Origin of the sequence: Actinomadura geliboluensis, from assembly GCF_005889745.1 — a bacterium.
GTDB lineage: Bacteria > Actinomycetota > Actinomycetes > Streptosporangiales > Streptosporangiaceae > Spirillospora > Spirillospora geliboluensis.
The window spans coordinates 1-25,490 of record NZ_VCKZ01000073.1 but is presented as its reverse complement, the minus strand read 5'-3'; the positions used below and the strand labels follow the sequence as shown (position 1 = coordinate 25,490).

The 25,490-nt window shown below is 70.2% G+C and carries 26 protein-coding genes and 2 pseudogenes; 20 read left to right on the top strand and 8 right to left on the bottom strand.

Annotated elements, in window-relative coordinates; translation table 11 throughout:
- Positions 1-303 (bottom strand): annotated as a pseudogene (locus ETD96_RS13025) (class I SAM-dependent methyltransferase); the annotation flags it as partial.
- 136 nt (positions 304-439) lie between these two features.
- On the bottom strand, positions 440-601 hold the full coding sequence (locus tag ETD96_RS44620) for a hypothetical protein (protein ID WP_171069007.1): 162 nt from the start codon (positions 599-601) through the stop codon (positions 440-442).
- A gap of 109 nt (positions 602-710) precedes the next feature.
- Here ETD96_RS44620 and ETD96_RS13020 point away from each other — a divergent pair, with 109 nt between their 5' ends.
- The 10 genes from ETD96_RS13020 (at position 711) to ETD96_RS12975 (ending at position 12,687) form a co-directional block, all read left to right on the top strand.
- Positions 711-1,109, top strand: coding sequence for a hypothetical protein (locus ETD96_RS13020; protein ID WP_240807576.1), 399 nt, complete (start codon positions 711-713; stop codon positions 1,107-1,109).
- 119 nt (positions 1,110-1,228) lie between these two features.
- Complete coding sequence (locus ETD96_RS13015; RefSeq protein ID WP_138636581.1) at positions 1,229-3,268, top strand: DHA2 family efflux MFS transporter permease subunit; 2,040 nt, start codon at positions 1,229-1,231, stop codon at positions 3,266-3,268.
- Positions 3,269-3,393: 125 nt separating this feature from the next.
- Positions 3,394-4,527 carry an acetyl-CoA C-acetyltransferase gene (locus ETD96_RS13010; RefSeq protein ID WP_138636580.1) on the top strand — a complete coding sequence of 378 codons (1,134 nt, stop codon included), beginning with the start codon at positions 3,394-3,396 and terminating at the stop codon, positions 4,525-4,527.
- A gap of 95 nt (positions 4,528-4,622) precedes the next feature.
- Positions 4,623-5,417, top strand: coding sequence for an enoyl-CoA hydratase/isomerase family protein (locus ETD96_RS13005; RefSeq protein ID WP_171069006.1), 795 nt, complete (start codon positions 4,623-4,625; stop codon positions 5,415-5,417).
- 54 nt (positions 5,418-5,471) lie between these two features.
- The gene (locus tag ETD96_RS13000) at positions 5,472-6,266 is read left to right on the top strand and encodes an SDR family NAD(P)-dependent oxidoreductase (RefSeq protein ID WP_138636578.1); all 795 of its coding nucleotides are present in this window, start codon (positions 5,472-5,474) and stop codon (positions 6,264-6,266) included.
- A 95-nt stretch (positions 6,267-6,361) separates the two neighbouring features.
- The gene (locus ETD96_RS12995; RefSeq protein ID WP_138636577.1) at positions 6,362-7,777 is read left to right on the top strand and encodes a hypothetical protein; all 1,416 of its coding nucleotides are present in this window, start codon (positions 6,362-6,364) and stop codon (positions 7,775-7,777) included.
- A 22-nt stretch (positions 7,778-7,799) separates the two neighbouring features.
- The gene (locus ETD96_RS12990; RefSeq protein ID WP_138636576.1) at positions 7,800-8,675 is read left to right on the top strand and encodes a glutamate ABC transporter substrate-binding protein; all 876 of its coding nucleotides are present in this window, start codon (positions 7,800-7,802) and stop codon (positions 8,673-8,675) included.
- Positions 8,676-8,688: 13 nt separating this feature from the next.
- The gene (locus ETD96_RS12985) at positions 8,689-10,722 is read left to right on the top strand and encodes a hypothetical protein (RefSeq protein WP_138636575.1); all 2,034 of its coding nucleotides are present in this window, start codon (positions 8,689-8,691) and stop codon (positions 10,720-10,722) included.
- Positions 10,723-10,785: 63 nt separating this feature from the next.
- Complete coding sequence (locus tag ETD96_RS12980; protein WP_138636574.1) at positions 10,786-11,613, top strand: maleylpyruvate isomerase family mycothiol-dependent enzyme; 828 nt, start codon at positions 10,786-10,788, stop codon at positions 11,611-11,613.
- A gap of 18 nt (positions 11,614-11,631) precedes the next feature.
- A complete protein-coding gene (locus tag ETD96_RS12975) occupies positions 11,632-12,687 on the top strand; it encodes a Gfo/Idh/MocA family protein (RefSeq protein WP_138636573.1) in 1,056 nt (351 codons plus the stop codon).
- Positions 12,688-12,708: 21 nt separating this feature from the next.
- Here ETD96_RS12975 and ETD96_RS12970 read toward each other — a convergent pair whose 3' ends face one another.
- The 4 genes and pseudogenes from ETD96_RS12970 to ETD96_RS12955 all read right to left on the bottom strand — a co-directional run bounded on the left by ETD96_RS12970 (position 12,709) and on the right by ETD96_RS12955 (position 15,221).
- Positions 12,709-12,927, bottom strand: coding sequence for a DUF397 domain-containing protein (locus tag ETD96_RS12970; RefSeq protein ID WP_138636584.1), 219 nt, complete (start codon positions 12,925-12,927; stop codon positions 12,709-12,711).
- Between the two features lie 143 nt (positions 12,928-13,070).
- A pseudogene (locus tag ETD96_RS12965) lies at positions 13,071-13,238 on the bottom strand (DUF397 domain-containing protein); the annotation flags it as partial.
- Positions 13,239-13,368: 130 nt separating this feature from the next.
- Positions 13,369-13,836, bottom strand: coding sequence for an NUDIX domain-containing protein (locus ETD96_RS12960; protein ID WP_138636572.1), 468 nt, complete (start codon positions 13,834-13,836; stop codon positions 13,369-13,371).
- Between the two features lie 23 nt (positions 13,837-13,859).
- Positions 13,860-15,221, bottom strand: a complete 1,362-nt coding sequence (locus ETD96_RS12955; RefSeq protein WP_205719240.1) for a helix-turn-helix domain-containing protein — start codon at positions 15,219-15,221, stop codon at positions 13,860-13,862.
- Between ETD96_RS12955 and ETD96_RS12950 the strand changes: the two genes are divergently transcribed.
- From ETD96_RS12950 to ETD96_RS12910, 9 genes are read left to right on the top strand one after another with little or no spacing between them, the layout of a single operon-like run.
- A complete protein-coding gene (locus ETD96_RS12950; RefSeq protein WP_240807580.1) occupies positions 15,214-16,362 on the top strand; it encodes a glycosyltransferase family 2 protein in 1,149 nt (382 codons plus the stop codon). The two genes, ETD96_RS12955 and ETD96_RS12950, sit on opposite strands and share 8 nt — an antisense overlap.
- Complete coding sequence (locus ETD96_RS12945; RefSeq protein ID WP_171069005.1) at positions 16,359-17,594, top strand: methionine adenosyltransferase; 1,236 nt, start codon at positions 16,359-16,361, stop codon at positions 17,592-17,594. The genes ETD96_RS12950 and ETD96_RS12945 overlap by 4 nt, the downstream gene beginning before the upstream one ends.
- A gap of 17 nt (positions 17,595-17,611) precedes the next feature.
- Positions 17,612-18,511 (top strand): sugar phosphate isomerase/epimerase family protein, encoded by a 900-nt coding sequence (locus ETD96_RS12940; RefSeq protein ID WP_171069004.1) that lies wholly within the window; start codon positions 17,612-17,614, stop codon positions 18,509-18,511.
- Entirely contained in the window at positions 18,508-19,623 is a 1,116-nt protein-coding gene (locus ETD96_RS12935; protein ID WP_138636568.1) for a Gfo/Idh/MocA family protein, read from the top strand. The genes ETD96_RS12940 and ETD96_RS12935 overlap by 4 nt, the downstream gene beginning before the upstream one ends.
- Positions 19,620-20,648 (top strand): Gfo/Idh/MocA family protein, encoded by a 1,029-nt coding sequence (locus ETD96_RS12930; protein WP_138636567.1) that lies wholly within the window; start codon positions 19,620-19,622, stop codon positions 20,646-20,648. Before ETD96_RS12935 ends, ETD96_RS12930 begins: the two co-directional genes overlap by 4 nt.
- Positions 20,645-21,553 carry a nucleoside/nucleotide kinase family protein gene (locus ETD96_RS12925; protein WP_138636566.1) on the top strand — a complete coding sequence of 303 codons (909 nt, stop codon included), beginning with the start codon at positions 20,645-20,647 and terminating at the stop codon, positions 21,551-21,553. The genes ETD96_RS12930 and ETD96_RS12925 overlap by 4 nt, the downstream gene beginning before the upstream one ends.
- A complete protein-coding gene (locus ETD96_RS12920) occupies positions 21,550-22,002 on the top strand; it encodes a hypothetical protein (protein WP_138636565.1) in 453 nt (150 codons plus the stop codon). Before ETD96_RS12925 ends, ETD96_RS12920 begins: the two co-directional genes overlap by 4 nt.
- A gap of 9 nt (positions 22,003-22,011) precedes the next feature.
- Positions 22,012-23,175, top strand: a complete 1,164-nt coding sequence (locus tag ETD96_RS12915) for a carbamoyltransferase C-terminal domain-containing protein (protein ID WP_274704603.1) — start codon at positions 22,012-22,014, stop codon at positions 23,173-23,175.
- A 40-nt stretch (positions 23,176-23,215) separates the two neighbouring features.
- Positions 23,216-23,689 (top strand): NUDIX hydrolase, encoded by a 474-nt coding sequence (locus tag ETD96_RS12910; RefSeq protein ID WP_205719239.1) that lies wholly within the window; start codon positions 23,216-23,218, stop codon positions 23,687-23,689.
- 108 nt (positions 23,690-23,797) lie between these two features.
- Here ETD96_RS12910 and ETD96_RS12905 read toward each other — a convergent pair whose 3' ends face one another.
- A complete protein-coding gene (locus ETD96_RS12905) occupies positions 23,798-23,998 on the bottom strand; it encodes a DUF397 domain-containing protein (RefSeq protein WP_138636563.1) in 201 nt (66 codons plus the stop codon).
- The gene (locus tag ETD96_RS12900; RefSeq protein WP_171069003.1) at positions 23,995-24,804 is read right to left on the bottom strand and encodes a helix-turn-helix domain-containing protein; all 810 of its coding nucleotides are present in this window, start codon (positions 24,802-24,804) and stop codon (positions 23,995-23,997) included. The genes ETD96_RS12905 and ETD96_RS12900 overlap by 4 nt, the downstream gene beginning before the upstream one ends.
- Positions 24,805-24,921: 117 nt before the next feature.
- On the opposite strand from ETD96_RS12900, the gene ETD96_RS12895 reads away from it, so the two are divergent.
- Positions 24,922-25,428, top strand: a complete 507-nt coding sequence (locus ETD96_RS12895) for an ATP-binding protein (protein ID WP_171069002.1) — start codon at positions 24,922-24,924, stop codon at positions 25,426-25,428.
- Positions 25,429-25,490 lie beyond the last annotated feature (62 nt).

Below are 25,490 nucleotides of genomic sequence, written 5' to 3'. Positions count from 1 at the left end.
GAGCGGGGCGCCGTCCGGCCGGTCGTCCGGGCCGCCGTCGCCGGTGATGCGGACGGGGCCGGTGCCGAACTCGACCGTGGACATCCGCCCGGACGCGCCGGGGCGCGCCGGCGGCTCGGGCATCGCGTCGACCGCGGTGACGTGCGCGACCCGGGGGGCGAGCGCGGCGGGCATCGGGCCGCGGCCCCGCGCGACGTCCAGGCAGACGTCGTCGCGGCCGGGTTCGACGAACTCCAGCAGGCGCCTCAGATGCGGGGCGATCGTGCCGCCGCTGCGCTGGACGGCGGGCGCCGGTTGCGGCACTGGTGCTCTCCCTCGGCTCGGGCCGGCTCCCCTGGTCGGGTTTCGCCGGGCGGGGCGTGAAGCCGGGTTTCGTCAGATATGACTCACCGCCGGGGGCGGAAGTTCGCACCGCCGCCGGAGATTTCCGCGCCCCGGATCATCCGCGCAGGTGCTGCCCGTACAGCGAGAGCACGACCAGGACGAACACGATGATCACGGAGACGCGGGTGGGCATGGGGACGCGCATCCGCACCGCGGCCCAGCGCACGCAGAACGCGGCGAGCAGCGACACGACGACGAGGGCGATGATGCCTTCCATGGGGTCACCTTCCAAGCGCGGGGGAGTGCCGCCTCTCAGCACGATAGACGTGTAAGGAAGTGCTTACCCGCTGGTTCTGCCGCGTGCTGGTACCGCTAATCTCGCCTTTGTGGCAGATGTGAAGGAAGTAGACGGCCGGGAGAAGCTCGACGCCATGGCGACCAACCTGGCGCGCGGGCGGGTCGCCCTCGGGATCGCGGCGTTCGCCGCGCCGAAACTGACCGTGAAGCTGATGGGCATGGGCGGCGGCGCCGACCCGGGCCGCGACTACATGGTGCGGATGTTCGCCGCGCGGGAGATCGCCCTCGGCGCCGGCTACCTGCTCAGCGACGACTCCGCGCGCAGGCTGTGGGCGCGGCTCGGGCTCGCGGTCGACTCGCTCGACGTCGTCAACGGGCTGAAGACGCGCAAGGCGCTCCCGCTGTGGGTCACCGCGGGGGCCGTGGGCGTCGCCGGGGCCGCCGCCGGGATCGGCGCCGCGAAGGTCGGCACCGACCTGGTGCGCTGAACTGGTGCGCTGAGATCGTGCGGTAATAGCGCGCGCTGACGTTCCGTCCGGGGCCGGGTGATCCTGTCCGGCCCCTGGGTAGATGTCCCCCGCACGCGGATCTCGGCGGGGGGCGGGGCATGACGACGGCGGCGGAAGAGGCGCGGGACGAGCGGGCCATGCCCAAGGGCCGCGACCTCTATGTGATCCTCGGCGCCCTCATGCTCGCCATGCTGCTCGCCGCGCTCGACCAGACGATCGTGTCCACGGCGCTGCCGACGATCGTCAGCGACCTCGGCGGGCTCAACCACCTGTCCTGGGTAGTGACGGCGTACCTGCTCGCCTCGACGGCCTCGACGCCGCTGTGGGGCAAGCTCGGCGACCAGTACGGGCGCAAGCGGCTGTTCCAGACGTCCATCGTCATCTTCCTGATCGGGTCGGCGCTGTGCGGCCTGTCCCAGGACATGTTCGAGCTGATCGTGTTCCGCGCCATCCAGGGGCTCGGCGGCGGCGGGCTGATGGTGCTCGTCGTCGCGATCGTCGGGGACGTGGTGCCGCCCCGCGAGCGCGGCCGGTACCAGGGGCTGTTCGGCGCGGTCTTCGGCGTGTCCAGCGTGTGCGGGCCGCTGCTCGGCGGCTGGTTCGTCGACAACCTGTCGTGGCGCTGGGTGTTCTACATCAACATCCCCATCGGCATCGTCGCGCTGATCGTGATCGCGGCCGTCCTGCACGCGACGGGGGAGCGGGAGCGGCACCGCATCGACTACCTCGGGACGCTGCTCATCGTCGGCTGGGCGGTCGGGCTCGTGCTGATGACCACCTGGGGCGGCACGCAGTACGCCTGGTCGTCCGCACCGATCATCGGCCTCGCCGTCGGGTCGGTGGCGCTGATCGTGGTGTGGCTGCTGGTGGAGCGGCGCGCCGCCGAGCCGATCATGCCGCCGGCGCTGCTGGCGAACCCGGTGTTCGCGCTGGGCGCGGCGATCAGCTTCGCGGTCGGGTTCGCGATGTTCGGCGCGCTGACGTTCCTGCCCATCTTCCTGCAGGTGGTGCACGGGGTGTCGCCGACGCTGTCGGGGGTCTACCTGCTGCCGATGATGCTCGGCATGCTGGTCAGCTCGATCGGCTCCGGGCAGCTGATCACCCACTTCGGCCGCTACAAGATCTATCCGGTGGTCGGCACGCCGCTCATCGCGCTGGCGCTGTGGCTGTGCTCGGGGCTGAGCGAGACCTCGTCCACGCTGTCGATGAGCCTGCGGTTCGCGCTGCTCGGCTTCGGGCTGGGCCTGGTGCTGCAGGTGCTCGTCATCGCCGTCCAGAACGCGGTGTCTTACCAGGACCTGGGGTCGGCCACGTCCGGGGTCACGTTCTTCCGGCAGATCGGCGGGTCGTTCGGCGTCGCGGTGTTCGGGTCGATCTTCAGCAACCAGCTCGCCACGCACGTCGGCGGCCTGGCGCGGATCCTGCCGCCGGGGTTCGACCCTGCGGCCGTGCAGGGGAACCCCCAGCTGCTCGACCGGTTCCCAGGCGAGGTCAAGCAGGCCGTCCTGCACGCCTACGCGCAGTCGATCGACTCGGTGTTCCTTTGGGCCGTGCCCGTGGCGTCTGTCGCGTTCGTGCTGACGTGGTTCTTGCGCGAGGTCCCGCTGCGGGCGACGTCGCAGACGCGCGACTACGGCGAAGGGTTCGGTGCGGCGCCGACCGTCCGTTCGTCCAGGCACGAGATAGAGCGCGCCTTGAGCGAGCTCATGCGCAAGGACCCGAAGGCGGCCGAACTCTACGACCGGCTGGCGGTGCTCTGCGGGGTGGACCTGCCGGCGGGCAGCGTATGGGCGCTGTGCCGCATCGCCAAGGACGGCACCGTCGGACGGCAGGAGCTCGCGGAGCGCGCCGGGGTCACCATCGAGCTCGGCCGCCCGTACGTCGACCGGCTTGTCGCCGCCGGGTACGTCGAGCGGAGCGAGACGACCCTCACCATCACCACATCCGGCCAGGCCGTCGCCGGGCGCCTCTTCGACGCCCGCCGCGCGGGCCTCGCCCGGCATGTGGACGGCTGGGAGCCCGAGGAGCACCCGGAGCTGGCCGACCTGCTGACGAGGCTGGCTCACGCGTCCGTCGGCGACGACGAGGACGGCGAGATCCTGCGCCGCCCGCCCGCCGCCGCCGTCCGCGAGAGCTAACCCCGCGGCGGCGCGGGGGCCGGAGACTCAGCTCACATGGCGTTGCGCCATGATGGATGTAATCTCATACTGACTAACCGAATCTCACTCGGTTTCGGGACGGAACCCCACAACTTGGAGGCGCAGTGGCCGAGGCGTACATCGTCGGCGCGGTCCGTACCCCCGTCGGTACCAAGAAGGGCGCCCTGAAGGACGTCCACCCCGCCGACCTCGGGGCCCACGTGCTCAAGGAGCTCGTGAACCGCACCGGCGTCGACCCTTCCGCGGTCGAGGACAACATCATGGGCTGCGTCATGCAGGTCGGCCCGCAGGCCCTCGACGTCGCGCGCACCGCGTGGCTGTCGGCCGGGCTGCCGGACACCGTGCCCGGCGTGACCATCGACCGCCAGTGCGGGTCGTCCCAGCAGGCGATCCACTTCGCCGCGCAGGGCGTCCTGTCCGGCACCCAGGACCTGGTCGTCGCCTCCGGCGTCGAGCAGATGGCCAAGGTGCCGATGGGCTCCAGCATCGTCCAGGGGATGGACTTCCCGTACGGCGAGGGCTGGGCCGAGCGGTACGGCATGCAGGAGATCTCCCAGTTCCGCGGCGCGGAGCTGATGTCGGAGAAGTGGGGCTTCACCCGCGAGGACCTGGAGAAGTTCGCGCTGGAGAGCCACCAGCGCGCCGCCAAGGCCATCGAGGCCGGCTACTTCGACCGGGAGATCGCGCCGCTCGCCGGCCTGTCCAAGGACGAGGGCGCCCGCCCCGACACCACGCTGGAGAAGATGGCGGGCCTGAAGGTCCTGCGCGAGGGCGGCGTCATCACCGCGGCCGTCGCCTCGCAGATCTCCATCGGCGCGTCCGCGCTGCTCATCGCGTCCGAGGAGGCCGTCAAGCGGCACAACCTGACGCCGCGCGCCCGCATCCACACCCTCGCGGTGTGCGGCTCCGACCCGGTCTACATGCTGACCGGCCCGATCCCGGCGACCGAGAAGGCCCTCGCCAAGTCCGGCCTGAAGATCGACGACATCGACGTCTTCGAGGTCAACGAGGCGTTCGCCCCGGTCCCGATGGCGTGGGCGGCCGACACCGGCGCCTCGCTGGAGAAGACCAACCCCAACGGCGGCGCCATCGCGCTCGGCCACCCGCTCGGCGCCACCGGCGGCGTGCTGATGACCAAGCTGCTGCACGAGCTGGAGCGCACCGGCGGCCGCTACGGCCTGCAGACCATGTGCGAGGGCGGCGGCCAGGCCAACGCCACGATCATCGAGCGTCTCTGACGCCACCGCCGAGCGTCTGCGACGATCTCGCCGCGTAGTCTGCCCCTGGAGCCCCGCTCCGGGGGCGGACGCCGTTTCCGACCGGGATGAGGGGCATGTACGAGACGATCATCTACACGGTGGACGAGCGGATCGCGCGGATCACGCTGAACCGGCCGGAGGCGCGCAACTCGCTCAGCGATCAGATGATCGACGAGCTGCTCGACGCGTTCGACCGGGCCAAGGCGGACTCCGACGTCCGGGTGATCGTCCTGACCGGCGCCGGCGACCGGGCCTTCTGCGCGGGCGCCGACCTCGGCGGCCTCGGGCGGGCCCAGGCGGACGGCCGCTCGGTCGCCGACGCCTCCGCCGTGCGCGAGAGCGCCCCGTTCCGGCTGTTCACGGCGTTCCCGAAGCTCGGCAAGCCGATCATCGCGCGGCTCGCCGGGCACGCCGTCGCGGGCGGCCTCGGCCTCGCCGCCGCCTGCGACCTGGTGATCGCCGCCGACGACGTGAAGCTCGCCACCCCCGAGGTCAACGTCGGGCTCTGGCCCATGATGATCATGGCGATCATCAACCGGAACGTCGCGCCCAAGCACGCGTTCAAGCTCTACTACACCGGCGCCCGCGTCACCGCCGCCGAGGGCCGCGAGATCGGCCTGGTCACCGAGGTCGTCCCGCGCGCCGAGCTGGACGCCCGGGTGGACGAGCTGGCCCGCACCATCGCGGCCAAGAGCCCCCTCGGCCTGCGCCGCGGCCGCGACGCCTTCTTCGCGATCGAAGGCCGCCCGCTCGACGACCAGGTGGCCCACCTGCTGGGCGAACTGGTCGAGCTGGCCGCCACGGAGGACGCCAAGGAGGGCATCACGGCCTTCCTGGAGAACCGCTCCCCGGACTTCCAGGGCCGCTGACCGCCCGGAACACCGGGTCGCCGACTGTCGGTGGGCGTCCCTAGGGTCGCCTGCATGGATCTTCGACTTTCGGGACGGCGGGCACTGGTCACGGCGAGCAGCGGCGGCATCGGGGCGGCGGTGGCCGGGCGGCTGGCCGCCGAGGGCTGCGCGGTGCTGGTGCACGGCCGGGACGAGGCGCGCGCGACGGAGGTCGCGGACGCCGTGCGCGCCGCCGGTGGCGAGGCCGGGGTGGTGCTGGGCGACCTCACCGACGACGCGGCCGCCGCCGAGGTGGCCGAGCGGGCCCGGCGGTGGGGCGCGGACATCCTCGTCAACAACGCCGGGCCGGTCGCCGAGCACGACTGGGACACCGCCGACCCCGCGGTCTGGCTCGACACCGTCAACGGCAACGTCGTCTCGGCGGTGCGGCTGATCCGCGTCCTCACGCCGCCGATGCGCGAGCGCGGCTGGGGGCGGGTGATCAACGTCGGGAGCCGCCTGGCGACCGCGCCGCAGCCGAACCTGGTCGACTACTCCGCCGCGAAGGCCGCCGTGGTCAACATGACCACCAGCCTCGCCCGGCACCTCGCCGGGTCGGGCGTCACGGCGAACACCGTCAGCCCCGGTGTGGTCGTCACCGCGGGCATGCGGCGGCTGTTCGAGGACCGGGCGGCGGCGCAGGGCCGTCCCGCGCCGTGGGAGGAACTGGAGCCGGAGATCCTCGCCGGTTACGCGGCCAACCCCAGCGGGCGGTTCGGCACCGAGGACGACATCGCCGCCGCCGTCGCGTTCCTCGCCAGCCCGCTGGCCGGCTACGTCAACGGCATCGACCTCCGTGTGGACGGCGGTATCACCGGTGTCCCGTAGGCGCGGCCGACTGTCCGGGTGTGGCAGCGAGCTTGCCCCGGTCTTGATCATTCCCTGAGACTGGGAGGCCGCCCCCCGAAGGAGAGCGACCGAGCGTGCGTCGTCCCAAGCTTCCCGGCCTCCGCACCGTCGCGGGCCGAGTCCTGGCCCTGTCCGCCCTGGCGCTGGTGGCGCTCGGCGTCCTGGTCGCCGTGCTGACCGCCGGGGCCGGGCACGCCCGCGACGGGCTCCAGGCGCTCGGCCACCGGGAGGGCCCCATGGTCGTCGCCACCAGCGACATGTACCTCGCCCTCAGTGACATGGACGCGCACGTCACGAACGTGCTGCTGACCGGCGGCGAGGACGGCTGGCTGTGCGACCCCGAGGACGCGGCCGCCGCCTGCGAGCGGAGCGGGGAGCGGCAGGCGTACGACATCCGCCGCGAGGACGCGCAGCGGGCCGCGCTGCAGGCGGCCCTGCTCGCGCGGGACGAGCCGGGGCGGCAGCAGACCGTCCAGTCGGTGCTGGACGGCCTGCACACCTACGACCAGCACGTCCGGGCGGCGATGGAGGCCGGGCGGCGGCGGGCGGCCCCGACCGCCGCGCTGCCGCCGGACGGCGTCCGGCAGTACCGGGCGGCGACCGAGCTGATGACGCGGGACCTGCTGCCGAAGGCGTACAACCTCACGCTGGACGGCGCGGCGGACGTCGACACCGCCTACCGGGACGAGCACGCCGCCGTCGGCGCGGGCCGGTACCTGGTCCTCGGCGCCGGGATCGCGCTGCTCGCCGCGCTGGGCGCTCTCCAGGTGTACCTGGCGCGGCGGTTCCGGCGGCTGCTCAGCCTGCCGCTCGCCGCCGCGCTCGTCGGGGCGCTGGTGCTGACGGTGTCGGGCGCGTCCCTGATGGCCACGGAGGCCGACCACCTGCGGGCGGCGAAGACGGCGGGTTTCGACCCCGTCCTCACCCTCACGCGCGCCCGCGCGATCGGGAAGGGCCTCGACACCGACCGGGCCCGCCAGCTCCTGGACCCGGACCAGGCCGACCGCTACGACCAGATGTACCTGGAGAAGTCCCAAACGATCCTCTACATCGGCGGGGCGACGAGCCTCGCCGCCTACTACCGCGAACTTGACGAGCGCCTGGCCGGCACCAAGCGGACCGTCGACTTCGGCGGGTTCTACGGCACCCGCGCACGCACCGCCGCCGACACCCGCGCGCTCCTGGACAGCTACCGCAAGTACCAGGACCACGACCGGACCGTCCGGACCCTCGCCGAGAGCGGGCAGCGCGCCGCCGCCGTCCGCGCGCACCTGGACCCGCGGTGGACGCCCCTGCCCCACCCCGTGTTCCGGGCGCACGACCAGGAGCTGGACGCCCGGATCAGCCACCACGACTTCCTCCGCACCCGCCGTGTGGCCGACGGCGACCGGGCCGTGGAGCCGTGGGACTGGCTGCCGCCCATCGCGGCGCTGGCCGTCGCCGCCCTGATCGTGGCCGGCGTCTGGCCGCGCCTGTCGGAATACCGCTGACACCGAGAGACGGGAGCCCTCCGTGCACGCCGCCCGCAGCACGCTCACCCTCGCCGCCACGACCGCCCTGGCCGGGCTGGCCGTGCTGATCCTGGCGGCGACCGTGGTGGCGGCGCCGCTGGTGGGCGGCGCCGACGAGCAGCCGTCCATCACCGACCGGGAAACCCTGGTCATCGGGGTCAACGACGACCGGCCCGGCCTTTCCATGAGGGCCGGCGACGGCTCGCTCAAGGGCTTCGACATCGATGTCGCGACCTACGTGGCCGGACGGCTGGGCGTCGCGCCGAAGGACCTGACCTTCAAGCCGCTGTCCTCCCAGCGGAACGAGCGGGAGAGAGCCTTGAGGGACGGCAAGGTCGACATGGTGATCGCGACGTACTCCATCACGCCCGAACGCAAGGCCGAGGTCACCTTCGCCGGGCCGTACTACGTCGCGCACCAGGACATCCTCGTCCGGCAGGGGGACCGCTCCATCAGCGGCGTGCGCGACCTGCGCGGCAAGCGGCTCTGCTGGGTCGGGGGGTCCAACTCCTGGCGCCGGGTGACAGAGGAGCGCAAGGTCCCCGCCGTGCTCGATCCGAAGCCCGCGCCCTCCTACGCCAAGTGCGTCGAACAACTGGCGGACGGAAGGCTGGACGCCGTCTCCACCGACGACCTGATCCTCGCCGGGTACGCGGCCGTGCCCGGCTCCGGCGTCACCGTGGTCAATGCGCCGTTCTCCGACGAGCGCTACGGCATCGGCCTGCGCAAGGGCGACGTGAGCGGCTGCCGCGAGGTCAATCGGATCCTGACCGGCATGTACCAGAACGGCGCCGCCGAGACCCTCCTCGACCAGTGGTTCTCCACGTCCGGCCTCGACATCGCCATCACCGTCCCCCAGTTCGAGGGCTGCTCCTGAGAGCGCCGTCGCGATGACCGATCCCGGCCCCGACCCGCGGTTCGGGGAGCTGAGCGAGGCCGAGCGCGGGCTCCTCGAAGCCGTCGCCACCGGCGCGTGGGCCGACGTCCGAGACGGCGGGACGGACGCCGACCGGCGGGTGCGCGCCGCCCTGCTGGCCGAGTTGCTGACGGGCGAGCGGGCACCGGAGGGACGGCGGCCGAGGGCGTTGAAGCTGCGCGGCGCGCGCATCGCCGGCGTGCTCGACCTGGAGGCGGCCGAGCTGGCGTGCCCGCTGCTGCTGGACGACTGCCGCTTCGACGAGCCGCTCGTCCTCAGCGAGGCGACCTCGCCGTCCGTGCGGCTGCCCGGCTGCCGCGTCCCCGCGCTCATCGCCGACCAGTTGCGGACCACCGGAAACCTGGAGCTGAACCGAGGCTTCACGGCTGAGCGGATCCACCTCGCGGGCGCCGACATCGGCGGGACGCTCGATCTGAGCGATGCCGTCCTGCGCGCCCCAGGCACCCTTGCCCTGGCCGCCGATGGGCTTACGGTCGCGCGAGACATGGCCTGCCGGGGCCTCACCGTCCATGGCGAGGTGCACCTGCGCGGGGCCGCGATCGACGGCACCTTGTCCTTGGACGGAGCCCACCTGGACGCGCCTGGCGCCGCCGCGCTGGCCGCCGCCCGCCTCACGGTCGGCCACGACGCCTTCTGCAGCGACCTGTCCGCGGACGGGGAGGTGAGGCTCCCGGGTGCGCGCATTGGCGGCAGGCTCGATCTGACCCGCGCGCGCCTGGCCAATCGGGGTGGCGCCACGCTCACCGCCGACCGGCTCGCCGTTGACGATGGTGTGCTGGCCGAGGGCCTGACGTCCGACGGGGAGGTCCGGCTCACCGGCGCCCGCGTCGGCGGGACGCTGGTCCTGGCCGCCGCCCACCTGTCCAATCCGGGCGCGCGGGCGCTGAACGGCGAAGGGCTCGTCGTCGACCAGGACGTGCACGCGAGCGGCGGGTTCCGTGCCGAGGGCGAGGTCCAGCTCGTCCGCGCCCGGATCGGCGGCGCGCTGAACCTCGACGACGCCGTCCTCGCCAACCCGGGCGACCAGGCGCTGACCGCCGACGCGCTCACCATCGAGCAGTCCGTGTACGGCCGGCGGTTGTCGGCCGAGGGGGAGGTCCGCCTCGTCGGGGCCAGAATCGGCGGAGTGGCCGACTTCGGCGGAGCGCGGCTCAGCAACCCGGAACGCCGCGCGCTGTATGCGGTGCGGCTCAGCGTCGACGGTGACCTGATGTGCCGCAGAGGGTTCACCGCCGAAGGCGGGCTCCAGCTCTCCGGCGCGCGCGTGGGCGGCCACATCGAACTGACCGACGCCGTCCTCACCAGGCCCCGCCGCCAGGCGCTCGACCTGGGCTTCGCGACGGCGCAGGCGCTCATCCTCCTGCCCCGGCAGGCTCCCGAGGGGCTCATCAACCTCACCGGTACCCAGGTCGGAATCTACGAGGACGACCACCGGACATGGCCCGCCACCCTCCTGCTGCAGGGCTTCACCTACGACACCCTGACCGGCGACGCGGACGTCCGGTCGCGGCTGCGCTGGGCGTCCCGCCACCGCGGCGGCTACACCCCGGAGATCTACGACCAGCTCGCCGCCGCCTACCGGCGCACCGGCCACGAGGCGTCCGCCCGGCAGGTCGCCATCGCCAAGCAGTGGCAGCGCCGCACGGTGCTGAGGGCGCCCGGCAAGCTGGCGAACTGGCTGCTGTACCTGACCGTCGGCTACGGCTACCGGACCTGGCTCGCCGCCGTCTGGCTGGCCGCCCTCCTCGTGCTCGGCACCCAGGTCTTCGCCCCCGACCAGATGACGAAGACCGCGACGACCGCGCCGTCCTTCAGCGCCCTCGGGTACACCCTCGACGTGCTGCTGCCCATCGGAGACCTCGGGCAGCAGAAGGCATGGCAGCCCGGCGGCGCCGCCCAGTACTGGTCGTGGGCCTTCATCGCGGCCGGCTGGGTCCTGGGCACCGCCGTGGTCGCGGGCCTGACCGGCGTCCTCAAACGCAACTGACGCGGAAGGCCCGCCCGGAAAAGCACAGGCAGGACGGGACCGGACGTGGGTAGGGTCGCGTTCATGATCTTCGGACCGGCCGTGGACGTCCGCCCCCTGTTCCCGCGCGAGCGGCAGGCCATGCTCGACCTGCTCCGGGCCCTGACCCCGGCCGAGTGGGCCGCGCCGACGGTGTGCCCCGGCTGGGACGTCCATGACGTCGTCGGCCATGTGCTCAACGACTACATGCGCCGCCTGTCGGGCAGCCGCGACGGGTACGGCGGCGCGGTGTTCGCCGACGACGAGACGCTTCCCTCCTACCTGGCGCGCACCAACGACGAGTTCGTCCGGGCGTCCCGGCAGCTCAGCCCGCAGCTGATGATCGAGCTGCTGGACCACCTCGGACCGCGGCTCGACGCCATGTGGGCGACCCGAGACCTCCAGGCCGCCGCCGACCTGAACGTCTCCTGGGCCGCCGACGACGTCGGCAGCCCCGCCTGGCTGGACATCGGCCGCGAGTACACCGAGTTCTGGGTCCACCAGCAGCAGGTGCGCGACGCCGTCTCCGCTCCGGGCGCCGTGGAACCCGACCTCATGGCCCCAGTTCTGGACCTCTTCGCGCGGGGCCTGCCGCACGCCCTGCGCATGCACGACCGCCCCGAAGGCTGCACGGCTCACCTGGAAGTGACCGGCCCGGCGGGCGGACGGTGGGCCGTGGCCCGGCAGGACGGACGATGGCGGATGGCCGAGCCCCACGGTGAGCCGTCCGCACACGTCTCCATGGACCAGGACGCCTTCTGGCGCCTGGCGACCCGGGGCATCACCGTGGAGCAGGCTCGCGAGCGCTCGACGGCGTCCGGCGACGCCGACCTCACCGCGTCCATTACGGCCCTGCTCGCGGTCATCGCCTAACCGGCCTTGGGGGTACGCATGCGCATCGGTGTGATCGGGCTGAGCAGAGGGCTGCACCTGGCGGGCTGGGCCCGCCGGCTCGGCATGGACGTGGTGGCCGCCTGCGACCGCGACGCCGCAAGGCGGGAGGCGGCCCGCCCAGACCTGCCCGGTGCGGTCCTCACCGAGCACTGGGAGGAACTGCTGGAGCATCGGCTGGACGGGATCGTCCTGGCCAACGACTTCGACGAGCACGCGCCCTTGGCCATCGCGTTCCTGGAGCGGGACGTGCACGTGCTGTCCGAGTGCGCGGCCTGCGTGAGCGAGGACGAGGGGCGGCGCCTCGTCGCGGCGGCCGAGCGGTCGGCGGCCACCTACTCCTTCGCCGAGAACTTCGTCGAGCACCCGCATGTCCGCCTGATCCGGCAGGCCGTCGAGGGCGGGGAACTGGGCCGGGTCAGCCTGATCGAGGCCGACTACCTGCACGGCATGGCGCCGGACGCCGTCACCGGGCTCATCGGCGACCCCGCGAGCTGGCGGAGTCGCATAGCCGCGACGGCGTACTGCACGCACACTGTGTCACCGGTGCTAGCCGTCACGGACGCCTGGCCCGTGGAGGTGGCGGCGTTCTCCGCGGACGAGGCCAACCCGCGCGACGCCGTCGTCATGACCGTCCGGCTGTCGACCGGCGCGCTGGCCATCACCCGCCACGGCTTCCTCCAGGGCGAGCCCGACAGCCACTGGAGCTGGTTGTCCGTCCGGGGCACGCGGGCGTTGGCCGAGTCCGTGCGGTCGGCGGGCGAACGCTCGTGGTCCGTCCGCGTCCGTGCGGAGGGCTGGTCCAGGGGCGCCGCCGCCGCGCACGAAGAGGAGCGGGTGCCGCAGCCCTTCGTCCTGAACGGCCAAGAGGTAGAGCGGCACGACGAGGGGACGGTACGCATCCTCCAGGGCTTCAAGGCGACCGTGGAGCGCGGTGAGCCCCCGCTGGTCCCCGTGCGGCCCGCAGTGGCCGCCTCCCTGGTCGGCGTCGCCGGCGCGGAGTCCCTGAAGAACGGATCGCGACCGATGCCGGTCCCGGACTTCTCCCCGGAGTGACGACCGCGCTGAACGAAACCGCTACGCCTCGTCCTGCACTGGGTAACAGAAATCGCCGCTCTTGATGGACAGGACCAGCCGCCTCATGGCGTCCCGTCCGAACTGGAGGACGGGCCCGCCGGGGTCGGTACTGTCACGGACGCCCACGGCAGACGTTAGGTCGGCCAGCACCACACAAGCGCCGCCTTCCTGGGTGCTGTAGCTGCTCTTGCGCCAGGTGGGGTGTGCTCTGTCCTTCATAGGTTCTCCGGTAGTGGTGAAGTTGGTCCGCACTTAGATGTTGTGCTTTCGGGGGACGGATGGCGAGGTTCGCTGTGGCAGTGAGCGGCCGAAAAAGCGGAAAAGCCCCCTCCGGAGAGGGGGCTTGCTTGCCGGGGGGACGGCTAGCGGTCGAGTTCGCCGGTCTTGATGCGGCCAAGGAGCCCGGCCATGGCGTCCCGTCCGAACTGGAGGACGGGGCCGTGGGGGTCGGTGCTGTCGCGGACGCCCACCATGGGGTTCAGGCCGGCCAGTTCGACGCAGGTGCCGCCCTCCTGGCTGCTGTAGCTGCTCTTGCGCCAGGTGGGGTGTGGTTCGTTGCCAGCCCGCGTCCGCCAAGACCCACGCCCCCTCGCATACCAATAACAAAATCCTTCTCAAACACGCACTCAAGGGGCCGGTGTTCGGTGTCGATCGCAGCGTCTAGTTTTCTTGCCCGTGCTCGAGGTAGCGGGTGGTGCTGTCGTGGTGGGCGGCGTGGGCATGGACGAGGCGGCGGGCCAGGCGGGGGATCGTCAGGTCGTGGATCTGGGTGATGTCGTGGAAGTGGTAGCCGACGAGTTCGTCCGGGCCGAGGCGGATGGCGTTGAGGTGCTCAGGGGTAAGGGTGCCGCCGTCGAAGAGGAAGAGGACCTTGTCGCCTTCGCTGTCGTTCGGGGCCCAGTCGGCGACCAGGAGCCGGCCGATCGGTGGACTGATGCCGAGTTCTTCGGTGACTTCGCGCGCCGCGGCTTGGCGGGGAGTCTCGCCGTGTTCGACGTAGCCGCCGGGGATGTCGCGGTAGTCCTTGTACGAGGGGTCGACCAGCATGACGCGGTCGTGGTCGTCGAAGAAGAGGACACCTGCTGCCGCGCGGGCGCGGGTGAAACTCGCTGCCGGGTCATCAGTCACAGCAGTGAGGGTAGGAGATCGAGCTAGATGATGTTCATGCGGCGGGCGAGATCAGCCAGAGGGCGGCTGCGTCGGCCGGTGGTGGTGTCGCGGAGCTGGTGGACGAGCTGGCGGCTCATGACGTGGGCGTGGACCTGTTCGGCGGCGCGGCGTTCGGCGATGAGGAGTTCGCCAATGGCCTCGTCGATCTTGTTGCGGGCGCGGTAGGCGTTGACGACTTCGAGGCTGTGCCGGACGGCGCGCTCGGCGGGCAGGCCCGCGGTGTCGATCCCTGGGATGAGGTCGAGTGCGGTGGGGACGTCGCCGAGCGCCATGGCGGTGGTGACGCGGTGGATGCGCACGTTGGTGGGGCCGAAGGCGGTCCACAGGTGGTTGGCGTCGGCACCGAGCTCTTCGGCGATCCGTTCGGCACGAGCGAGGTAGTCACTGGCGACGGAGCGGTTGCCGGCTCGGGCGGCTGCGACGGCGCCGGGGAGCAGCAGAGTGCCGTGGATTGACAGCAGTGTGGGTGAGCGGTGCGCGTGCTGGCGTTCGAGGTATCTGGATGCGGTCTGGGCCATAGCGGCGGCTTCGTCGAGGCGGCCTTGGGACTGCAGGGCATGGATGACCGAGCGGAACAGGGATCCGATGACGGTGGGATCGGCGGTGCGTTCGGCCACAGTGAGTCCGCGTTGGGCGGCGATCCAGGCGAGGTCGGTCTCGCCGAGTTTGGTGAGGATCATCGCCGCGGATTGGTTGGCCAGCGCGGCGAGCCGGTCCGCTTCGGGCTGATGCTGAGCCTCTGCCTCTCGGGTGGCGAGGTGGGTTTGGGCGAGCAGTGCCGGCAATCGGCCCAGCATCTGTGCGTAGCGCGATTGCTGGTAGGCGGTCATTACCTCGGCGACGTCCCGGCGAAGGAAGTCCAGGCGAGGCGCCTCTGGCTCCGCGTCCAGGGCGGCCAGCAGCGGCGATAGCTGCCGGTAGTCGGTGAGCGCGGAGCGGACCGGACCGACGTCGAGGGCGGACGGCTCTGCGCGGGGTGGCCTGCTCGGCTGTGGACCGATGATGTCGAAGACCGAGATGCGCAGGGCGTCGGCGAGGGCTCGTATGACCGAGAGCCGGTCCAGTGGTGCGCGGTCGTTCTCGATCTTGCTGAGCCAGTCCTCGGTGCGTCCGACCAGGCCGGCCAGGACCTCTTGCGGGATGCCGCGGCGGACGCGGTGCCAGGCCACGCGTTGCCCGGGTGACAGGTCTTGCCAGTGATCGCTCATCACGGATCTCCGCCGAGTGACCCCGGATTTTCTTTCCGGGTGGTGGCCCTTCAGCGGTTCTAACTTCTTGGCGATCGCGCCGCAACAGGTTCGGCCAAGGGCGACTTCGGAGGTGGGCACCGTGACGATGACCATGCTGTGGCCCGCCATCACATCGGTTGGTGATGCTGCCCGTCTGGTGCACACGGCCGGGAAGTACGTCGGCGATGTCCTACGTAAACGAGCGCAGAGATCGTTCAGCCGGCCCCTTGCGGCTCACCGCCCTGAGGGCTCGGTGCCAGAGCTTGCCGACGGTGAGAAGCCGTTGGTGTCGGTGGTCGTCTCGGTGCGCGGGAACGCGAACGCGCTGCAAGGCTTGTTGACCGCACTGGCACAACAGAGCTTCGTCGGAAGCAGGTCTGCCGGCCTCGAAGTAGTCGTCGTGGACAACAGCCAGCGGGGCCATTGCGAGGGCCCCGCGTTGGCGGCCCGCTCGTGGCCGTTCCCTGTGCGGGTGTTCCACGAACCGCGGCCGGGTTTGAGCCGGGGACGCAACCGCGGCATCCAGGCTTCGCGGGGCCGTTACGTGGTGCTGACCGATGCCGACATCCGTCCGCGCCCAGGCTGGCTGCAGGCGCTTGTGGCGGCGGCCGGCCAGCATGACGCCGCAGTCGTGGGCGGTCGGGCGGTGACGTCCTATCCCGAGGGGACGGCGCTCACGATGGGCTGGGTTGCGGCCCGTCCGCTTGCCGAATGCCACGGCCCGCTGGACTGGCCCGAGAAGCCGAGCGACTACGGCTGGCCGTATTGGATCGTCGGCGCGAACCTCCTCGTCAACCGGCACGTATTTGCCCAGCTCGGGCTCCTGCGTACCGACCTGGGGCGTCGCGGTCGGCTGCCACTCGATTGCGAGGACCTGGAGTTCGCCGATCGGGTGTGGCAGGCGGGCCTTCGCGTGGTGATCGAGCCGAAGGCGGTCGTGGACCACCCGGTGGGCCGCGCACAGACACGTCCGGGGTGGTTCGTCCTTCAGGGCGCCTGCCACGGGCTCTGTGTTGCCCGCATGCGCACGACCGTGCGTGTCCCAGCGCCCGCTATCCGTGCGGGGTTCTCCGACATCGTCGACGTCCTGGCGCTGCTTGCAGCTGCCTGGGCCTTCCTGGACGACGTGCAGCTTGTGGTGGCGCTTCGCGACGCCGCCCGGATCTGCACCTATCACCTCGAACGCGTCCGGCTCGTCCTTACCAGCCGGACGCTGCTCCCACTCAGCTCCACCGATCCGGAGGGATGCACATGAACGTGATCATCGGCACCGGCCTGCCGCCCGCCGACCATGCGCTCGAAGTGGTCGAGCGCAAAGGCGCTGGGCACCCCGACACGCTGGCCGATGGCGTGGCCGAAGCTGTCTCGCGATCCTACAGCCGCTACTGCCTGGACGAGTTCGGCGCGATCTTGCACCACAACGCCGACAAGACCGCGCTGCTCGGCGGCGCCGCGGACGTCCGGTTCGGCCACGGCGAACTGACAGCGCCGATCACCGCGCTGGTCAACGGCCGCTTCACCGCAGCGCTCGGCGACGCCGCCATTCCGGTTGAGGCGATCATTGAGGCGGCGGTCCGCGAGTACCTGGCGGACGCGCTCCCGCGTTTGGACGTCACCCGTGACCTGGTGTTGCGGCCCCGAGTGACCCAGGCGTCCAGCCCGGGCGCGGTGCTGGGCGAGACCGACGCCCAGCAGGCAGGGCGGCGGTTCTGGTTCGCGCCCAGGAGCCTAGACGACCTCGCTGAGCGGACGAGGTTGTTCGCCAACGACACCTCCGCCGGCGTCGGCTACGCACCGTCCGGGATCGCCGAGCAGGTCGCGATCGCCGTCGAGGCGGAGCTGACCGGCTCCCAGCAGGCCTGTCCGCAGCCGTGGCTGGGGACCGACGTCAAGATCATGGTGGTACGGCACGGCAACCAGGTTCATGTGACTGCGTGCGTGCCGCAGATCGCCGAGTACACCCCTGATCTGTCTACCTACGTCGGACGGCGCGCGCGGCTACGCGAGTTGATCGCCGAGATCGCGGAGGAGACCGCCCCGCACTGCGTTATCGAGGCTGCCGTCAACACCCGCGACAACGATGAGCGGCAGGAGCTGTACCTGACGGCGATCGGCTCGTCGCTGGAATCGGGTGACGAGGGCGTGGTCGGCCGCGGCAACCGGACCAACGGAGTGATCTCGATGCTGCGCCCTTGGTCCGCCGAAGGGGTGTCGGGCAAAAACCCCGTCTATCACGTCGGCAAGCTCTACAACCTCGCTGCCCAGCACGCCGCCGAACGCCTCCACGCCGAAACCGGCCGAACGGTCGCGGTGGCCCTGGTATCGCAGTCCGGCCGCGATCTCGACGACCCATGGCAAACGGTCGTGCAGACCTCCAGCGAGGAGCCGCTGAGCGAACCGCTCGTCCGCAAAGTGATCGCCGAAGTCGTGACCGACCTGGACTCGCTGCGTGCCCGGCTGCTGGTCGGCGACCTCGCGACGGCTTGAGCGGAGGCAGGCCAACCATGCTCATCCACAATGCAGAACCACTCACTTTCCCGGCGTGCCTGAACCCGGCGACCGTGAGCGGCCTTTCGTTCGAGCAGGTCGCTCGGCTGGCCGCCGCTAGCGGGATCACAATGATCGAGGCATCGATCCAGCAGGTCGTGGCGTACGGGCCGACCCGGGCCGCCGACCTGCTCGACGAACTCGGCATCCGGGTCGCAGCCGCGTGCGGACTTCTGCCGGACGGTCCCGTGCTGCCCCATCCGCTTCTCATCAACTCACCCACCTTTGTGCACGCGGTGGACGGTCTGGAGACCCGGCTGGAAGTGTTTGGTGCGATCGGCTGCCGGGTTGCCACGATCGTGCTCAACCCGCGGACCGACCTGGACGGCCCTTTTGCCCACGACCTCGCCGTCGAACGGCTTGGGATGCTCGGTGCTGCCTGCGCGGGGCACGGGCTGACGCTCGCCGTCGAGTTGGTCGGCGTCCAGGCCGGCCTCCCGCCATCCCTGGACGGGCGTAGTCCGTTCATCACCGGCCTACAGGGGCTCGTGCAGCTTCTCGACGCCGTGGGCGGCGGCACTGCGGCGGCACTGGGGGTGTGCGTGGATTCGTTCCACTGGGCGGCGGCCGGCGCCGACTCCGCGCAGCTGACCGGCCTCGTGCCGTCGAGAATCGCGCACGTCCAGGTCGCCGACACGTCCACCACCGTGCCGCCCGAATGCTGGACCGACGAGATGCGGCTGTTCCCCGGCGACGGCGCCCTGCCCTGGCCGAAATTCATCCACGCACTGACCGACGCCGGATACGCCGGGCCGTTGTCGGTTGAGCTGTTCAACCCCTCGCTGCGCCGGCTGCCGGATCACCTGATCGCTCAGCGTGCCCTGAGTGCGGTCACTGACGTTCAGGGCAGGCCATGAAACCCACGCCGGACGGACACCGGGACGCCACTGTGAAGCGGCGGGCGTGGCGGGTCGCGGTGGTCGGATGCGGCGGCGCCGCGTACGGCATTCACCTGCCCGTCCTATCCGCCCTTCCGGCCGTGGAGATCGCGGCCGTCTACGACCGGGAGATCGGACGCGCCGAACAGGCCGTCTCCCAATTCGGGGGTCGAGTGGCTGCGAGCACCGCCGAGCTGATCGAGGGCGCCGATCTGCTCGCCGTACTCACCGGTGTCCACGAACCCTGGATCGAGCTGGCTCTCGCCGTCGGCGTTCATGTGTTCACCGAGAAGCCGGTGAGCCTGGACCTCGACTGCACGCGCCAGCTCCGCCGCCAGGCCGACGCCGCCGGTCTGCTGCTGGAAGTGGGCGTCGTCCGGGCATTCGACAGCGCTGTTGCGGAGCTCAGGCGCGAGCTACCCGAGCACGAGCTTCGAGGCGGCTGGATGGTCAAGGCCGACGGGCACGACGTGGCCGCACGCCGACCCTTTCTCCCACTGGGTGTGTCGCCCTACACCTTCGGCACCGACCGGGAACCGCAGACTCCCGCGGTACTCGGTCCAGCCGGTGGACGCGCCTTGAAGATCTTGCTGTGGCAGGGATACCACCTCCTGACCACCATGGCGCTGACCGTCCCGAACGCCCGGCCTGTCTCCTGCACCCTCAGCCAGGACCGCACCACCGTCCACGGCATCGTCCGTGCGCCGAACGAGGCAACGATCGCGTGCACGATCGGGTCGGCTTCTTCCGGCGTCCACCTCGATCACGTAACGCTCACCGGCTCGGACACGACCCTCACTGCCGAATTCCCGCCCCCATACGGGCCAGCAGATGGAGGAACCTTGTTCGCCCACGGTGCGCGGCGACGACTGCTCCCTGCCCGAGGCGACGACCTCCCCGCACGGCAAATGTGGTCGGCCATCGCCGACCGCCTCACCGCGCATAGCCGACAACGAGCAATTCCCACAGGCACGGGTCACATCGCCGAGGCCGTCGAACAGCTCGCCTACGGCCTGGCCCGCTTCACCACCGTGAACGGACCCGCATCGAGCACCGGAGATTCCGTCCTCCTGAACTCGGAGCAACCATGAACGACACCAAACCATGGCGTGTGGGGATCGTCGGAGCCGGTCGAATCGTCCGCACAGGGCATCTACCGGCCTACGCCCAAGGCCGTGTCCCAGTCAGGGCGATCTGCAGCCAGACCCGGACTACGGCCACCCACCTGGCCCAGCAGTTCAGAACCGAGTTTCCCGGCCTCCGCGTGCACGACAGCGTGCGGGAGTTGGCCGCCGACCCGGACGTCGAGCTGATCGACATCGCTACCCGGCCCGGCGGCCGCCTGGACCTGATCCGCGAGCTACTGCCCTACGGCAAACCGCTCCTGGTGCAGAAGCCGATCGCCTACAGCCTCGACGAGGCGAACACCATCGCCCGAGAGGCGGCCGACGCAGGCGTCCAAATCGCGGTCAACCAGAACCTGCGCTGGGCGCCGGCCCATCGTCGGCTCCTCAGCTGGATCCGCGCCGGCGAACTCGGAAACCTGGCTCACCTGGCGCACGTCCACCACTTCAACGAGGACATCGACACCTGGTTCACGCGCCACCCCGGCTACCTGTTTCTCGACCACGGACTGCACTACCTCGATCTCGCACGCCAGATCGCTGGCACAGAGCCGGTCGCCGTCTCCGCCCGAGCTGGCTGCTTTCCCCGCCAGGCCGCCCAGTGTCCGCTCTCCTACAGCATCATGCTCGCGTTCGACAGCCCGTTGGTCGCCTCGCTCACCCTGCACAACCAGACACGCGCTCCGCAGGCCTGGTCGAGCTCCTGGTACGTCAACGGAGACAAGGCCGACGCCACTGCTACCTACGCCACCGCAACCCTGCACACCGCCTCCGGCTCCGTCACCCATGCCCCCAGCGGCGAGTGGGTACCCGATGGCGTCCTCGGTGCCTACACCGCCTTCACCGCGGCTTTGGACGACGCAACGCTGCCCGAGCACGACCTGGCGGACCATCTGCGGACGCTCGCCTTGGCTTCCGCCGCGCTCGTATCGGCGAACGACCAAGGTGCCTGGAAGGACGTCCCTCCGACGTATGTGAAGAGCGGGCGATGACAGGACCAACGATCCTCGCGATCGAGGGGCCTCCCGGCGCTGGCAAGACGACACTGCTCGGCGCCCTCGTCCCCGCCCTCCTGGACCGAGCCCTGTTCTTCCCGGAGCCCAACATCAAGGCCCGCCCCGTAGGTTCCACCAGACCGCAGATAACCACCGCGTCCGAAACGCTCTGGTACCTACGGCAGGAGAAGTGCCGCGCCCAGGCCCTACGCCGAACCGGCAGCACGGCGCAGCACGCCGACCCGCTCACGGACGCCCATATGGTCGTGTGCGACCGCAATCACCTGGGGGTCCTGGCCTACACCTGGGCCGCGCGCAGAAGCGACGGCCTCCCCTACGCCAAAGCCGTCGCCTACTACCAGCGACACATCGCCCCGCTCTACACCGAAGCCGACCAGCGAACGGTGATCCTCCAGGTGAGCGCCGGCGCAAGCCTCGAACGCCGCGGCGGCCTCCCAAGCCACCCACGTTGGCGGCAGTGGTACGACCGCGGCCTGCTGGAGCGACTGGCCGAGTTCTACATCGACAAAGCGCCTGCGCTGTGCCCGCACCCGCCACTCATCATCCAGACCGATCCACTCACTCCGGAAACCGTTCTCTCCCTCGTCGCTGAAGAACTCAGCACTCACGGAGCCACTCTTCACGTCACCCCGACCGCCGCTCCACCTCAGCCGGCTGTGGATGACCGATTCACCGATCAGCACGCCGCGCTCGGCGGCACCGCTGCGCTCGGCGAGCCCATCACCGCCGCCTTCGCCTACCGCGGCGGCCTCATGCAGATGTTCCAGCTCGCCAGCCTCTTCCGCTCCGACGGCCACACCCGCCTGTGGGACCCCTACCAGGTCCTCGAATCCCACACCGCCGACCTCCACGAACACCGACTCATGGGAGTGCCCTCATGACCAGCAGCCGCCCATGCGTGCTCGGCATCAACTTCGGCCACGACGGCGGCGCCGCACTCCTCACCCCTGACTGCATGGTGGCCATCGGCGAGGAACGGCTGAACCGCCACCGCTACAGCAACGGATGGCTCAACGCCGTCATGTACTGCCTGCGCGCCACCAACCTCGCTCTGGCCGACGTCGACCTCATCGTCGCCAGCTCCTACGGCCGCACCCCCGCCAAGCCGGCCGACACCGGATTCGACCTCCTCGGCATCCCCCTGGGACGAATCACCACCGTCGACCACCACCTGTCACACGCCTACACCGCCTTCTGCCTCAGCCCCTACCAGCGGGCCACGATCCTGGTCACCGACGGCGGCGGCAACAACACCGACACCGAAACCTTCTACATCGCCGACTCCGACGGCATCAGCCGGCTCGGCGGCAACGACACCGGCCGCCCCTGAGCAGGCGGGATCGGCCCCACCTACGAGGCCTTCACTGAATACCTGGGCTGGTCACCCCAAGAAGCCGGGAAGACGATGGCGCTTGCCTCCTACGGAGATCCACGCACGTACACGGTCCCGCTGTTCGACCTCGACGGCACCCAGGTCCACAGCCGGCTCACCTCCACCCACGCCACCGGCGTCGCCGACCTAGCCGCGCGCACGAACTCCGACTTCGGCCCACCAGACAGCAAGGGACACGACCAGCGAGGCATCAACGCCGCCGCCTACCTCCAACACCACACAGAACAGGTCCTCACCGAACTGGCGGAGAAGCTCATCGCCACAACGGGCATCGGCAACCTCTGCCTCGCCGGCGGCGTCGCCCTGAACTGCGTCGCCAACGACCGCCTCCGCCGCCTACCTTCCGTCACCGGCCTCTTCATCCCGCCGCCGGCGTCCGACCGCGGCCAAGCCCTCGGCTGCGCCCTGTACGGACTGCACCGCCTCACCGGCGAACTCCCACGCTGCCCCTTGACCGACGACTCATTCGGACGCACCTACGACGACTACGACATCGAGCTCGCCCTCAAACGCGACCCACGCTCCGGCCTCGTCGAGCGAACCGTCGCTCCCTTCACCTGGCGGCGCGACGATGACATTGCCGCCACTGCGGCCCAGCTGCTCGCCGACGGCAAACTCATCGGCTGGTTTCAAGGTGGCAGCGAACTCGGGCCCCGCGCGCTCGGCCACCGGTCCATCCTCGCCGACCCTCGCAGCACGCAGGGCCGAGACGCGCTCAACCATCGCATCAAGCACCGCGAGCCCTTCCGTCCGTTCGCCCCGGCGATCCTCGAAGACGATGGCTCCGACTGGTTCGACCTCGACGGCACCCGATCGCCGTTCATGCTTCTCGCCCCGACCGTCCAACCGGAGCACGCCAAGCTCATTCCAGGAGTCGTACACATCGACGGCACCGCACGTGTTCAAACCGTCGATTCGAACGCCAATCAGCGCTTCGCATCCCTGATCGACAACTTCGGGACGATCACCGGAGTGCCCGTCGTACTGAACACCTCCTTCAACGACCGCGAACCCATCGTCGAAACCCCGGCCGACGCCCTAGCCACCTTCCAAGACACCGACCTGGACGCCCTGTGCATCGGCGACTTCCTCGTCGAAAAGCTGCGCTGACCAGCCGTAAGAGGGAGTCGATCGCCGAGGGTCTGCCACCATGGAATCCATGATGGAAGCCCGGACACGCGACGCTGCCCGCGTGATCGTCCTCGACGAGGACGACCGCGTACTCCTCTTGCGCTACGACGAAGGCCACATCTTCTGGGCTGTCCCCGGAGGGGCTCTGGAGCCCGGCGAGACCCACGCCGCCGCGGCCGTCCGGGAGATGCACGAGGAACTCGGCCTTGAGCAAGCCCCCATCGGACCCCAACTCGCCACCCGCACGTCGACTCACCTGGTCATCGGCGAGCAGGTCAAGCAGGTCGAGAAGTACTTCATCGTCCGCGTCCATTCACAGCATGTCCGCCCAGCCGAAGCCACCCAGACCGACAACATCCGCGCCTGGCGGTGGTGGGAGCTGGACGAGCTCACCCATACCGAGCAGACCGTCTACCCGAGCGGCCTTGCCGCTCTCATCGCTCGCTATCTAACGGAAGGAACACCGGTTGATCCGGTCTCGCTTCCGGCTTAGATGTTGTGCTTTCGGGGGACGGATGGCGAGGGTTCGCTGTGCCACTGAGCGGCCCGAAAAAGCGGAAAAGCCCCCTCCGGAGAGGGGGCTTGCTTGCCGGGGGGACGGTTAGCGGTCGAGTTCGCCGGTCTTGATGCGGTTGAGCAGCCCGGCCACGGCGTCCCGTCCGAACCGGAGGACGGGCCCGTGGGGGTCAGTGCTGTCCCGGATGCCCAGGGTGGTCTTCAGGTCAGCCAGTTCGATGCACGTACTGCCCTCTTGGCCGCTGTGACTGCTCTTACGCCATACGGTCTCGTTCGCAAAGTTCACAAGCCCTCCATCGCCGTGCGGATCAGAGCCTTTGAGGCCACATCGGACATGGCCGTGTTTCTAATCATGTCCCATAGTCGGCGAAGATTCTCTACTTGAGCGCTCTGCTCGATCACGCGACCGAGCCCTGCTGCACCCTCCACGTACCCGAGGTCGGGCTCATCCTTGCGACTGAACAACGTGAATGCGCTCGATGGGTAGACGTCGGCACCGTCTGGCACAACGAGCACATTCATGTGGGGTTCGTCTGCGACCTCAAGGACGCGCGCCAACTGAGCTTTCGTGATCTCCATGCTCCCGACGACTTTTCGCACGATCGGCTCCGCCAGCAGAATGACAACCCAAGGCGGGTCGTCCCGCCGCAACACCTCTTGGCGCACCATGCGGGCGGCGACCGACTGGTCGAGTACGCTCGGGCGCTGCCCTGGGCGCAGGACCGCCCGAGCATAGTCTTCATTCTGGAGTAGTCCTGTAATCACGACGGGCTCGTAGACGCGGATTGCGTTGGCGGTTCTCTCAAGGTCGGCGTAGGGGCGGAAGAAGACGGGGATGCCCTCCTTGGCGGCGAGGGGCTGGAGCTCCTGGAACTGCTCGTCGGTGCCGAAGTGGGCGTCGAGGAGTTCGGCGAGCTGCGGGGACGGGGCCTGGGCGGCGGTCTCGACCTTCGAGATCGTGTCGTGGGAGTAGCCGACCGCCTCCGCGAGCTGGGCTTGGGAAAGTCCGGCTTTGTCCCGAAACTTGCGGAGCTTTGCCCCGAAAAGTGCGGCCGTTGACTCGGTCGGGTCGAGTCGCTTCCGATTCACCATGAGTTGACCTCCGGAAGTATCGAGTTGGGTAAAGCTGGTCCCACTTCCGACCATAACCAGAAGCTCCCACGATGTGTAGCGGATTGCACACATCGAGTGATGGAAGTGGTGGGAGAAATGATCTTCGGGCGGGCGCGGCGGAGAGGTGGGTTCGACGAAACGGACTGTTCAGTTCGAGTGGAAAGGACGGCGGTCGGGCCGTGGGCGATGCGGCGGGGGTTTCTGGCTGAGCCGGAGGTCGTCCAGGAGGGGCGGCTGATCGTCGAGTCGCAGGCGCTCCAGTGGGGGGTGGCGGAGGAGACCGTGCAGAACGCCGTCCTGGTGGCTTCTGAGCTGCTCACCAACGCCGTGCGCGCCACGCGCCACCGGCCGGTGTCGTTGCGGCTGGCGCTGGCCGAGGACGGCCTTCGGGTGGAGGTCTGGGACACCTCGCCGGTGCATCCGAAGGGGACGGCGCCGGACCTCTCGATGCCGGAAACGCCGGTGCCGGACGATGCTCCCGACCCAGGCGGCTGGGGTCTGGGAATCGTCGAATTCCTCTCCGAGGAGCACGGCGTCCGGGCGGAGTTCGAGGGGAAGACCGTGTGGGCGCGCCTGAAAACCGAGTTCCGCCCGCCGGTGTGAAGGTGAGCTTCGCCCGGACCGGGGAAGCTGTCTCGTATACACATCTACCACGTGTGTGCACA

Coding starts and splice junctions, on each gene's coding strand:
- ETD96_RS12975 (WP_138636573.1), top strand. CDS start 11,632: ATGCGCATCGGTGTGATCGGGCTGAGCAGAGGGCTGCACCTGGCGGGC.
- ETD96_RS13005 (WP_171069006.1), top strand. CDS start 4,623: ATGTACGAGACGATCATCTACACGGTGGACGAGCGGATCGCGCGGATC.
- ETD96_RS12985 (WP_138636575.1), top strand. CDS start 8,689: ATGACCGATCCCGGCCCCGACCCGCGGTTCGGGGAGCTGAGCGAGGCC.
- ETD96_RS12970 (WP_138636584.1), bottom strand. CDS start 12,927: ATGAAGGACAGAGCACACCCCACCTGGCGCAAGAGCAGCTACAGCACC.
- ETD96_RS12945 (WP_171069005.1), top strand. CDS start 16,359: ATGAACGTGATCATCGGCACCGGCCTGCCGCCCGCCGACCATGCGCTC.
- ETD96_RS13015 (WP_138636581.1), top strand. CDS start 1,229: ATGACGACGGCGGCGGAAGAGGCGCGGGACGAGCGGGCCATGCCCAAG.
- ETD96_RS12895 (WP_171069002.1), top strand. CDS start 24,922: ATGATCTTCGGGCGGGCGCGGCGGAGAGGTGGGTTCGACGAAACGGAC.
- ETD96_RS12900 (WP_171069003.1), bottom strand. CDS start 24,804: ATGGTGAATCGGAAGCGACTCGACCCGACCGAGTCAACGGCCGCACTT.
- ETD96_RS12935 (WP_138636568.1), top strand. CDS start 18,508: ATGAAACCCACGCCGGACGGACACCGGGACGCCACTGTGAAGCGGCGG.
- ETD96_RS13000 (WP_138636578.1), top strand. CDS start 5,472: ATGGATCTTCGACTTTCGGGACGGCGGGCACTGGTCACGGCGAGCAGC.
- ETD96_RS12910 (WP_205719239.1), top strand. CDS start 23,216: ATGGAATCCATGATGGAAGCCCGGACACGCGACGCTGCCCGCGTGATC.
- ETD96_RS12950 (WP_240807580.1), top strand. CDS start 15,214: ATGACCATGCTGTGGCCCGCCATCACATCGGTTGGTGATGCTGCCCGT.
- ETD96_RS12930 (WP_138636567.1), top strand. CDS start 19,620: ATGAACGACACCAAACCATGGCGTGTGGGGATCGTCGGAGCCGGTCGA.
- ETD96_RS12980 (WP_138636574.1), top strand. CDS start 10,786: ATGATCTTCGGACCGGCCGTGGACGTCCGCCCCCTGTTCCCGCGCGAG.
- ETD96_RS44620 (WP_171069007.1), bottom strand. CDS start 601: ATGGAAGGCATCATCGCCCTCGTCGTCGTGTCGCTGCTCGCCGCGTTC.
- ETD96_RS12925 (WP_138636566.1), top strand. CDS start 20,645: ATGACAGGACCAACGATCCTCGCGATCGAGGGGCCTCCCGGCGCTGGC.
- ETD96_RS12920 (WP_138636565.1), top strand. CDS start 21,550: ATGACCAGCAGCCGCCCATGCGTGCTCGGCATCAACTTCGGCCACGAC.
- ETD96_RS12955 (WP_205719240.1), bottom strand. CDS start 15,221: ATGGTCATCGTCACGGTGCCCACCTCCGAAGTCGCCCTTGGCCGAACC.
- ETD96_RS12940 (WP_171069004.1), top strand. CDS start 17,612: ATGCTCATCCACAATGCAGAACCACTCACTTTCCCGGCGTGCCTGAAC.